Source organism: Pedobacter sp. 01T416_2 (assembly GCF_056398925.1).
Genome location: NZ_JBFTQI010000165.1, coordinates 1 through 10,278, shown reverse-complemented (window position 1 = coordinate 10,278; position 10,278 = coordinate 1). Strand labels below are relative to the sequence as shown.

At 37.5% G+C, this 10,278-nt stretch carries 10 protein-coding genes; 4 read left to right on the top strand and 6 right to left on the bottom strand.

Annotated features, from left to right (window positions below; genetic code table 11):
• Positions 1 to 137: 137 nt before the first annotated feature.
• The 3 genes from AC1DPQ_RS09335 (at position 138) to AC1DPQ_RS09325 (ending at position 3,845) form a co-directional block, all read left to right on the top strand.
• Entirely contained in the window at positions 138 to 2,231 is a 2,094-nt protein-coding gene (locus tag AC1DPQ_RS09335) for a RecQ family ATP-dependent DNA helicase (RefSeq protein ID WP_477608952.1), read from the top strand.
• Between the two features lie 82 nt (positions 2,232 to 2,313).
• Positions 2,314 to 3,126 (top strand): 3-deoxy-8-phosphooctulonate synthase, encoded by an 813-nt coding sequence (gene kdsA / locus AC1DPQ_RS09330; RefSeq protein ID WP_029275158.1) that lies wholly within the window; start codon positions 2,314 to 2,316, stop codon positions 3,124 to 3,126.
• Between the two features lie 2 nt (positions 3,127 to 3,128).
• The gene (locus tag AC1DPQ_RS09325) at positions 3,129 to 3,845 is read left to right on the top strand and encodes a YqjF family protein (protein ID WP_477584905.1); all 717 of its coding nucleotides are present in this window, start codon (positions 3,129 to 3,131) and stop codon (positions 3,843 to 3,845) included.
• 114 nt (positions 3,846 to 3,959) lie between these two features.
• Here AC1DPQ_RS09325 and AC1DPQ_RS09320 read toward each other — a convergent pair whose 3' ends face one another.
• From AC1DPQ_RS09320 to AC1DPQ_RS09305, 4 genes are read right to left on the bottom strand one after another with little or no spacing between them, the layout of a single operon-like run.
• Entirely contained in the window at positions 3,960 to 4,376 is a 417-nt protein-coding gene (locus AC1DPQ_RS09320; RefSeq protein WP_477584906.1) for a DUF6526 family protein, read from the bottom strand.
• Positions 4,377 to 4,398: 22 nt separating this feature from the next.
• Positions 4,399 to 4,689 (bottom strand): hypothetical protein, encoded by a 291-nt coding sequence (locus AC1DPQ_RS09315; RefSeq protein ID WP_477584907.1) that lies wholly within the window; start codon positions 4,687 to 4,689, stop codon positions 4,399 to 4,401.
• A 12-nt stretch (positions 4,690 to 4,701) separates the two neighbouring features.
• The gene (locus AC1DPQ_RS09310) at positions 4,702 to 6,588 is read right to left on the bottom strand and encodes an OmpA family protein (protein WP_477608950.1); all 1,887 of its coding nucleotides are present in this window, start codon (positions 6,586 to 6,588) and stop codon (positions 4,702 to 4,704) included.
• Positions 6,589 to 6,625: 37 nt separating this feature from the next.
• Positions 6,626 to 7,249: a 7-carboxy-7-deazaguanine synthase QueE gene (locus AC1DPQ_RS09305; RefSeq protein ID WP_477608948.1), complete on the bottom strand. Its 624-nt coding sequence runs from the start codon at positions 7,247 to 7,249 to the stop codon at positions 6,626 to 6,628.
• Between the two features lie 107 nt (positions 7,250 to 7,356).
• Here AC1DPQ_RS09305 and AC1DPQ_RS09300 point away from each other — a divergent pair, with 107 nt between their 5' ends.
• Complete coding sequence (locus AC1DPQ_RS09300; protein WP_215128819.1) at positions 7,357 to 7,692, top strand: Rieske (2Fe-2S) protein; 336 nt, start codon at positions 7,357 to 7,359, stop codon at positions 7,690 to 7,692.
• A 188-nt stretch (positions 7,693 to 7,880) separates the two neighbouring features.
• On the opposite strand, the gene AC1DPQ_RS09295 is transcribed toward AC1DPQ_RS09300, so the two are convergent.
• Both AC1DPQ_RS09295 and lepA read right to left on the bottom strand, forming a co-directional pair.
• Entirely contained in the window at positions 7,881 to 8,762 is an 882-nt protein-coding gene (locus AC1DPQ_RS09295) for a bifunctional 5,10-methylenetetrahydrofolate dehydrogenase/5,10-methenyltetrahydrofolate cyclohydrolase (RefSeq protein WP_477608946.1), read from the bottom strand.
• Between the two features lie 85 nt (positions 8,763 to 8,847).
• On the bottom strand, positions 8,848 to 10,278 hold a 1,431-nt coding region (gene lepA, locus AC1DPQ_RS09290; protein ID WP_477608944.1), incomplete at its 5' end, for a translation elongation factor 4.

Here is a 10,278-nt window from a genome sequence, read left to right as displayed (position 1 = left end):
CTAATGTGCTTACAGCCGATTGGATTATTGATTTTTTACTTTTCAAAGAGAAAATAATTGTCTGTTAATACTTGAAATTCTTGTAAAATTATGTTATTTTGGATACAAAAATAGCATCGCATATTTTATTACACAAAATGGACGTGAAAAAGTCGTTATTTGATAACCTACAAAATTTCTTCGGGTTTGACAATTTCAAAGGTGATCAGGAGTCGATCATTACAAATATTTTAGAAGGCAATAACACATTTGTTATTATGCCAACAGGCGGAGGGAAGTCTATTTGCTATCAGTTACCCGCTTTAATGAGTGAGGGGACAGCAATTGTAATTTCTCCACTAATTGCATTGATGAAAAACCAGGTTGACCAATTAAGGGCCTTTGGTGGAAATGACAGTATTGCTCACTTTCTTAATTCATCCCTAAATAAATCTGAAATTACTCAAGTTAAATCTGATCTTTTAAGCGGTCAGACTAAGTTATTGTATGTTGCGCCAGAGTCTCTGGCGAAGCAGGATAATATTGAATTTTTAAATCTGATTAAAATCTCTTTCGTTGCCGTTGATGAAGCGCATTGTATCTCTGAATGGGGGCACGATTTCAGGCCAGAATATCGTAAGATTAAACAGGTTATTGCAGGATTGGGGAATAACATTCCAATTATTGCATTAACCGCAACTGCTACGCCAAAAGTACAGCAGGATATTATGAAGAATCTTGGAATGACGGAAGCAACGTTGTTTAAATCGTCATTTAACAGGCCCAACTTATTTTACGAAATCCGACCTAAAAGAGACATCACCAAAGAAATTATTAAGTACATCAAATCTAATCCGGGCAAATCTGGGATTATTTACTGTCTTAGCCGTAAAAAGGTTGAGGAAGTGGCAGAAGCATTGAATCTGAATGGAATTAGTGCCTTGCCTTATCATGCGGGGTTAGACCCAAAGGTTAGGGCTGAAACGCAGGATAAATTTTTGATGGAAGATGCTGAGGTTATTGTAGCAACCATTGCCTTTGGTATGGGGATAGATAAACCCGATGTTCGCTTTGTGATTCACCATGACGTACCTAAAAGTATGGAGGGTTATTACCAGGAAACTGGCAGGGCCGGACGTGATGGTGGCGAAGGCGTGTGTATTGCTTTCTACGCTCAAAAAGACGTAGACAAGCTGGCTAAGCAGATCCTTCATTATTTCGGTGAAAACTTTAACGAAACGGGCTGTAACTGCATGTGTGATAACTGTAAAAAGCCTAAAAAGCAATTTGATGCAGAAAGTCAATTGTCGACAGTTTTGAAATTTATCGAAAAATCAGGCGAAAAATTTGATGATGCACACTTGTTAAATGTATTTTTAGGTTTAGAAACCGCTCAAACCATTGCTTACGAACACAGTAAGATTCCTGAATTTGGAAGCGGTAAAGAAGAAGGCGAGCTGATGTGGAAATCGATTATCCGCCAGGCTGTTTTAAATAATTACCTTTTTAAGGACATTGACAATTACGGTTTATTAAAATTAACCAAACAGGGAAGAGATTTTATTATCAACCCCTATAGCCTTAAATTCATACTAAACGAACCAATAGAGAACGGTGCTGATGACGATGACGATGATGTAAAGCAAGGTACAGGTGCTTTAGATACCCATCTTTTATCATTGCTTAAAGAGCTACGTAAAAAAATTGCGAAGCAAAAAAGTGTTCCACCATTCGTAGTTTTCCAGGATCCATCTTTAGAGGAAATGTGTACACATTACCCGATTACGACGGAAGAGCTTCGCCAGATTTCTGGTGTAGGTTCGGGTAAAGCGATGAAATTTGGGACACCTTTTATCGAATTGATCAAAAAATATGTCGAGGATAACGATATCGAACGTCCAATCGATTTGATTATTAAAACTCAGGCCAATAAATCGCAGATGAAGGTTTCGATCATTCAAAATATCGACAGGCAGATTGGTTTGGAAGATATTGCCGATTCGAAAGGCATCACCTATGAAGAAATTCTCAAAGAAGTAGAATCGATTGTAAACTCTGGTACTAAACTTAACCTAAACTATTTCATTGATGAAGTAATTGATGATGATAGACAGGATGAAGTATTTGACTATTTCAGAGCTGCTGAAAGCGATTCTATCGATGAAGCGCTTAACGAGTTAGGCGAAACCGATTATACCCGCGAAGAAATTCAATTGATGCGGATTAAATTCATGTCAGAACTAGGAAATTAAAAATTAGGTGTGAGATAGGAGAAGCTAGATTTGAGATAAACTCAGATCTTATATCTTATGTCTCACATCCCACATCTCAACTATGCTTAACTATTTAGATAAATTAAAAAATACAGATTCGGGAAATTTCTTTTTAATGGCTGGTCCATGCGCTATTGAAGGCGAGGATATTGCCATGAGAATTGCCGAAAAGATTATTACAATTACTGATAAACTTCAGATCCCATATATTTTTAAAGGTTCGTACCGAAAAGCAAATAGGAGCAAAGGAAGTTCTTTTACCGGCATTGGCGATGAAAAAGCTTTGCGCATTTTAGAAAGGATTGGTAGAGAATTTGGCGTGCCAACAGTTACCGATATCCATGAAAGTGGTGAGGCCGCAATGGCAGCTGCTTATGTTGATGTATTGCAGATCCCTGCATTTTTATGTCGCCAAACTGATTTATTAATTGCTGCCGCCGAAACTGGAAAAGTAGTAAACGTTAAAAAAGGTCAGTTCCTTTCTGCAGGTTCTATGAAGTTTGCGGTTGAGAAAGTAAAAGAAGCCGGAAACAACAAAGTTATTTTAACAGATAGAGGTAATACTTTCGGTTATCAGGATCTGATTGTTGATTACCGTGGTTTACCCGAAATGCAGGGTTTCGGCGTTCCGGTAGTAATGGATTGCACACATTCCCTACAACAACCTAATCAAAGTAGTGGTGTTACTGGTGGTAAGCCAGAATTGATTTCGACTATCGCTAAAGCAGCAATTGCAGTAGGAGCAGATGGTTTATTTATCGAAACACACCCTGATCCTGCAAATGCAAAATCAGATGGTGCCAATATGTTACATTTAGACCTGTTGGAAGAAACTTTAACCAAACTGATCCGAATCAGACAAGCTATATTATAATCTTGAACAGTCCGAAAGTATTTCTTACTGCAGAATGGCGTAAACTGGCTTTGGCACAATATGCTGTAGATAAAGAAATACTTTCGAAATACCTCCCTCCACAAACCGAACTAGATGATTGGCAAGGTAAATATTATGTGAGTTTAGTCGGCTTTATGTTTGTTGATGTTAGGCTGCGAGGCTTTAATATTCCATTTCACACTAATTTCGAAGAGGTTAACTTAAGATTTTATGTCAAATTTAAGGATGGAGATACGTGGAAAAGAGGCGTGGTATTTATTAAAGAATTTGTACCCAAGCCTGCCATCACCTTTGTAGCCAACACCATTTATAAGGAGAATTACCAAACATTTCCGATGAAACATGTTTGGATTGAACAAGAACATCAGCTTGAGGTAGATTATCGCTGGAAGAACCGAACCTGGCATAATTTTTCAGTTATAGCTTCTTCAAAGGCAGAAGAAATACGGATTGGTAGCGAAGAAGAATTTATTACAGAGCATTATTGGGGTTATACTAAAATTGGAGCGAATAAAACATCTGAATACGGTGTTGAACATCCGCGCTGGCAAATTTATTCGGTAAAAGACTATAAAATTGATGTCGATTTTGGAATTAACTACGGAAATGATTTTTCTTTTTTAAACGATGCTAAGCCTGATTCTGTATTCCTGGCTGGAGGCTCTGAAATAAGGGTACTAAAAGGGAAGAAGTTTTAATACGGCAAATATTCTTGTCATTCTGAATGCAATGAAGAATCTTTATTAAATAAATTTCAACTTGTGTTTCATAAGCGGAGGATTCTTCACTAAGTTCAGAATGACAAGTCACCGTTATATCCTATGATAGTCTCCGCGCCAATTTTTAATGACTTTCTTAATCTCATCAGGAGATAACTTATCAGCCACAGCTTTATCAACCAAAGCCAAATATTCTTCATCACCAGCAAAACGCAAAGCCATAATTTGCCCCATTCTCAGCTCACTCGGAAGTGCTTTACCAGTAAGAATGTAATAACGCAACTTTTCTTCGGCTCTTGCAGCTCTGTCCTGTGCCTTAAGTGCAAACATCCGTGCCATTACAGCTATAATGGCAATCAGGAAGAATGCAAGCACAAGCAAGCCCGTAATTATAGTAGGTACGGCTATGCAACAATAAATGGCAAAACCTAATCCTAAAACCGCTAAGGGTATTGTGAAAAAATGAAAAGGTGGATAAAATCTCTTATGGTTTCCGTAATGCTGAGACATTTTTATTTTTCATTAAGTTGTACTACTTCTTCTTGTTCCTTGAGATTTGAAGCACATTTTTAATGTGCGAGGCAACCGCTGCGCTTTGAATATTTTCTCCAGTTTCGATATAGCGATTTACTGGTCCACCACATTTAAAACAAAAGCCTTTTAAAATAATATCATTTAATTTATTTAAATAAGGTTTATAATTCGTAATGGTAGACATCTTTTTACATCCAGTACAATAGCAGCTTTCTAGTATAAGATTTAGGTGCTTATATTGCTCTAACATAATAATTTCTATATCGTAATCTTCAATTTCTATTTCCATAAAATTTGCCAATTATATTTTAGTAATTACAAACGATGTTCTACGATTGTTTTTCCTACCTGATTCAGTTTTATTATCAGCGATCGGTTTACTTGCTCCAAATCCTTTAAAAGTAAGTCTTTTAGCATCAATACTATTTTTAATCAGGTATTCATAAACAGCATTTGCCCGGTTAAATGATAATTTCTCATTCAGCTTGTCATCGCCAACATTATCGGTATGACCCTGAATCTCAATCTGTACGTTTTCGTTTTGGTGCAAAAAATCGATAAGTAGATCCAGTTCACGGATAGAGGCGGGCAAAAGATTAAACTTATTGGTATCGAAGAAAATGTTTCTTAAGGTTACATTTCCACCTTGCTTTATTTTTTCGATGTAAACTTCAATCTGGTAAGGTTTATTGATATCTCCTGCCTTGAGCTCAAAGTTTTCAGAGTAAAACATGTAACCTTCGGCATTTACATTAAACAGATAATTACTCCCAACAGGCATTACCGCTAAAAACTGACCCGTTTCTGGATCAGTATAATCGTCGAAAACAGTTTTATTGCTTTTCAGATCAACCACCTGAACATTACTTTCGATCGTTTTTTTAGTATCCCGGTCTCTTACAATTCCTTTCACATAAGAAACCTTCAGCGGTTTAGCTACTTCAGGAATTCCAAAGCTATAAATATCCTGTAAGCCAAAACCTCCTTTTAAATTCGAAGAAAACAATCCGAAATTTCCATCGGCACTTACTACCAAACCACTTTCATCTTCGAAAGAATTGATCGGATAACCGATATTAATTGGCTTTTGCCACTTGCCATCATTATCCATTCTACTATAATAAATATCTTTGTTTCCAAAACCTGGCCAACCATCAGAAGAAAAATACAAAGTTCTTCCATCAGCATGTAAAAATGGTGTATTTTCATCATAGACCGTGTTGATATCAGGCCCAAGGTTAATGGCAGGTCCCCATTTAGCATCATCGGTAATGGTGCTTTTCCATATGTCGTACCCTCCTGAGCCACCGGGTCTGTTGCTTATAAAATACAAGGTTCTTCCGTCAGGACTGATTGCTGGTTGTGATTCCCAATATTCTGAATTAACGGGTTTCCCAACGTTGTAAGGTTCGCCCCAATCTTTTCCCTCACGGTGTGAAACATAAATATCACACCTACCCAGGCCATCTGGTCGGTTGCATCCCGTAAAAAAAAGGTACTTCCCGTCAGGTGAAATGGTTTGGGCTCCTTCATTGTATCGAATAGTATTTATTTTGCTGGATAAAGGAATAGCGGCACCCCATTTACTGCTTTTAAGCTGTGATGTCCAGAAATCTTCATTACCATTTACCTGGCGGGTAAAAACCAAGTTTTCGCCATCAGCAGTTAGAGAAGGAAAGTACTCAGCATTGGTTGTATTTACACCTTCACCTAAATTTGCTGGACTATATTTTACGGGTTTATTGATTGTTATGGCGGCGAAATCACAATCTAAAAGATATTTCTTTGCTCTTTTTGCTCTATCAGATGAAGGATCTAATGTTAAAAATTCACTAAAATGCTGTTTCGATTTTAAATAATCCTGAGTTGCAAATTCGGTTTCAGCCAAGCCGTAAATTACAGCCGGAGCTACAATTTTATTGATCAATATGGCTTTTTCGTAAGCTGCTTTGGCTTCAGCATACTTTTTTTGTGCTTTATAAACGCCAGCAAGCACAATGTAGGCATTCTGAAATAACGGATCAGCTTCAACCGCACTTTTTAATACCTGTTCGGCAGCAGCATAATCTAATTTGTCAATAAATGGGCCGGATTTTTCAAAAAAAACCTGTGCTTTTTTATTTAGGGAACTTTGCCCAAAACAATAAATACTCAGTATGCTAAAGAAGAGGACTAAACGAAATTTCATTACATTAACATTTGGTTATAAAGCTAATGTATTGTTTTTAAGGAATATTTAAAAATTTGTGTGTTTGCAAAGAAATTTCCCATTTTGGGTTTGCCATTACATAATCAATAATTAATGGTGTAATTTCTTTTGATTTAGACCATTCTGGCTGCAGATATAATTTACAGGCAGGAGACACCATAGCCGCGTATTCTTCAGCCCATTTAAAATCGCTTTTGTTAAAAACGATCACCTTTAATTCGTGCGCAAAAGGTGTAATATCTGGTCTTGGTGCTTTAAATTTCTTTGGTGATAAACAGATCCAGTCCCAATTTCCAGAAAGTGGGTAGGCACCAGATGTTTCGATAAAGGTAAGAATACCTCTTTCTTTTAATTTGTTGGTTAAATAATCAAGGTTATAAATCAAAGGTTCGCCACCTGTAATTACAACAGCCTTACCCGGAAATTTATCGGCGTTTTCAACAATTATATCCGAAGCCGTAAGTGGATGCATTTCGGCATCCCAGCTTTCTTTCACATCGCACCAATGGCAGCCTACATCGCAGCCCCCTAAACGGATAAAATAAGCTGCTTTACCAGTATTAAATCCTTCGCCCTGTATGGTATAAAATTCTTCCATTAAAGGAAGTAATGTGCCGTCTTCTGGTATGTCTTGTTTCATTTTTGAGGATGCAAATATCCAAAAAAAATATGGTGATGCTGTTCCTCTTTTGAAATTTAATGTAAAGATGAAATAAGACTGATATTTATTTGCTGTATTTTAGCTGCATGAAGTGGTTTAAGGCGTTAAATAATAATCAAATTCCCCGTCCTGATACAATTAAAACAATAGAAGTTGCGGGAAAACAAATTTGTTTGATTAACAATGAAGACAAAATTACCGCAACCCAATCGCATTGTCCGCATGCTGGGGGTCATTTTAGTGGTGGCTGGTGCAAAAACGGGCATCTGGTTTGTCCAATCCATCGGTACGAATACAGTTTAACCACGGGAAGGGGAGCAGAGGGACAAGGTGATTATATCAATATCTATCCAACTGAGTTGCGCGAGGATGGCCTCTATATCGGTTTTGAAGAAAGCTGGTGGAGTAAACTTTGGAGTTGATTTTTAACCACAGCCTAAAAGGATGAACACAGATGAATTATATTGGTTCATTATCATATGTTCATTGGTAAAGCAAATTGGCTATTGTAAGCTGGGTATTGGCTAACCGCTTTTCAATTAACAAAAAAGCGATTCAATCTTCTTGAACCGCTTTTCCTTCTTTAGTCTTTAAGCTTTCACCTTTAGGCTTAAGAATATATCTCTTTCCTAGCTGATGCTAACGTGTTTTTTAATAGACCAACAATAGTCATTAAACCCACACCACCAGGAACAGGCGTAATGTAAGAAGCTTTGGGTGCTACGTTTTCGAAATCTACATCACCATATAACTTAAAGCCGGATTTGGTTTCAGCAGAAGTTTCGCGGTTAATACCTACATCGATAATAATGGCACCAGGTTTAACCATATCGGCAGTAACAAAATTCTTTTTACCAATAGCGGCAATCACAATATCTGCTTGGAGAACCTGTTCTTTTAAATCTTTAGTACGAGAATGGGTAAGTGTTACAGTACAATTGCCAGGGTTGGCATTGCGGGCCATTAAAATGCTCATTGGGCTACCCACAATATTACTACGACCAACAACCACACAGTGCATTCCGGTAGTATCGATATTGTATTCCTGCAGCATCAATAAAATACCATAAGGTGTAGCCGGGATAAAGCAAGGCAGGTTGCGCATCATTCTACCCAAATTTACCGGGTGAAATCCATCAACATCTTTACGGTGATCGATCTTTTCGGTAACCTTCTCCGGATCGATGTGTTTTGGCAAAGGCAATTGAACAATTAATCCGTCTACATCATCATCCTGGTTAATTTCTTCAATTTTCGCCAATAATTCAGCTTCAGTTACCGAGTTATCATATCTATGTAACGATGATTTAAAACCAACTTTTTCGCAGTTTTTCATCTTACTGGCCACATAGGTTTCGCTTCCTCCATCGTTACCAACTAAAATAGCAACTAGGTGTGGCTTGCGACCACTTTTATTTAAAAATTCGGCAGCTTCTTCTGCAATTTGAACTTTAACTTTTTCTGATACGTATTTACCGTCTAATAATTTCATTCTAAAAGATGTGAGAAATGAGATTTGAGATCTGAGATCGAACAAATTGTCTAATGTCTCATATCTATCATCTCATATCTAATTTTTAATCTAATTTCAAAACCGCCATAAATGCACTTTGTGGAATCTCTACGTTTCCAACCTGGCGCATACGTTTTTTACCCTTTTTCTGCTTTTCCAATAACTTACGTTTACGGGAAATATCACCACCGTAACATTTAGCCGTTACATCTTTACGTAAAGCACTCAGTGTTTCGCGGGCAATAACTTTAGCGCCAATTGATGCCTGTATTTTAATCTCGAATTGTTGACGAGGGATTAACTCTCTTAATTTCTCACAGATTTTCTTTCCAAAATCGTAAGCATTGCTACGGTGAATCAGTGAGGATAACGCATCAACAGGCTCATCGTTTAACAATAAATCAAGGCGTACCAAATCAGATTTGCGGTAACCAATTTGGTGATAATCAAACGAAGCATATCCTTTAGAAAGTGTTTTTAACCTGTCATAGAAGTCAAATACGATTTCGGCCATTGGCATTTCGAAAACCAATTCAACCCTGTCTGATGTTAGATATGATTGATTAATAATCGCTCCCCGTTTTTGGATACAAAGCGACATTATTGGACCAACAAAGTCAGCCTTGGTAATAATATTTGCTTTAATATAAGGTTCTTCAACCGAATCCARTTTACTTGGATCTGGCAAATCAGATGGGTTATTTACAATAAACTCATCACCTTTTGTAGTGTGTGCAATGTACGATACGTTGGGAACCGTTGTAATTACAGTCATATCGAACTCGCGTTCTAAACGCTCCTGGATAATCTCCATATGCAGCATTCCTAAGAAACCACAACGGAAACCAAAGCCTAATGCCGCAGAACTCTCAGGTTCGAAAACGATAGAAGCATCATTCAACTGCAACTTGTGCATGGCTTCGCGCAGCTCCTCAAATTCATCCGTATCAACAGGGTAAATTCCAGCAAAAACCATTGGTTTCACCTCTTCAAAACCTTGAATCGAATCAAGCGATGGTCTGGTAACAGTTGTAATTGTATCACCCACTTTTACCTCTCTGGCTTCTTTAATACCAGAAATAATGTACCCCACATCTCCGGTTTTTACCACATTACGTGGTGACATATCCAGTTTCAGAATTCCAACCTCATCAGCCAGATATTCTTTGCCAGTATTAATGAATTTTACTTTGTCGCCTTTTTTAATTTCGCCGTTTACTACTTTATAATAAGCAATAATTCCCCTGAATGAGTTAAAAACAGAGTCGAAAATCAAAGCTTGCAAAGGTGCTTCTGGGTCACCAACCGGAGCTGGAACACGGTCTACAATGGCCTGGATAATATCAGGAATACCCATTCCGGTTTTACCCGATGCAGGAATAATATCTTCTCGTTTACATCCAATTAAATCAATAATCTGGTCTTTTACTTCCTCTGGCATTGCCCCAGGTAAATCCATTTTATTTAAAATCGGAATAATTTCAAGGTCGTGTTC

Excerpts from the sequence above, each read along its gene's own strand:
- AC1DPQ_RS09335 (WP_477608952.1), top strand. The coding sequence starts at position 138 with ATGGACGTGAAAAAGTCGTTATTTGATAACCTACAAAATTTCTTCGGG.
- kdsA (WP_029275158.1), top strand. The coding sequence starts at position 2,314 with ATGCTTAACTATTTAGATAAATTAAAAAATACAGATTCGGGAAATTTC.
- AC1DPQ_RS09320 (WP_477584906.1), bottom strand. The coding sequence starts at position 4,376 with ATGTCTCAGCATTACGGAAACCATAAGAGATTTTATCCACCTTTTCAT.
- AC1DPQ_RS09315 (WP_477584907.1), bottom strand. The coding sequence starts at position 4,689 with ATGGAAATAGAAATTGAAGATTACGATATAGAAATTATTATGTTAGAG.
- AC1DPQ_RS09310 (WP_477608950.1), bottom strand. The coding sequence starts at position 6,588 with ATGAAATTTCGTTTAGTCCTCTTCTTTAGCATACTGAGTATTTATTGT.
- AC1DPQ_RS09305 (WP_477608948.1), bottom strand. The coding sequence starts at position 7,249 with ATGAAACAAGACATACCAGAAGACGGCACATTACTTCCTTTAATGGAA.
- AC1DPQ_RS09300 (WP_215128819.1), top strand. The coding sequence starts at position 7,357 with ATGAAGTGGTTTAAGGCGTTAAATAATAATCAAATTCCCCGTCCTGAT.
- AC1DPQ_RS09295 (WP_477608946.1), bottom strand. The coding sequence starts at position 8,762 with ATGAAATTATTAGACGGTAAATACGTATCAGAAAAAGTTAAAGTTCAA.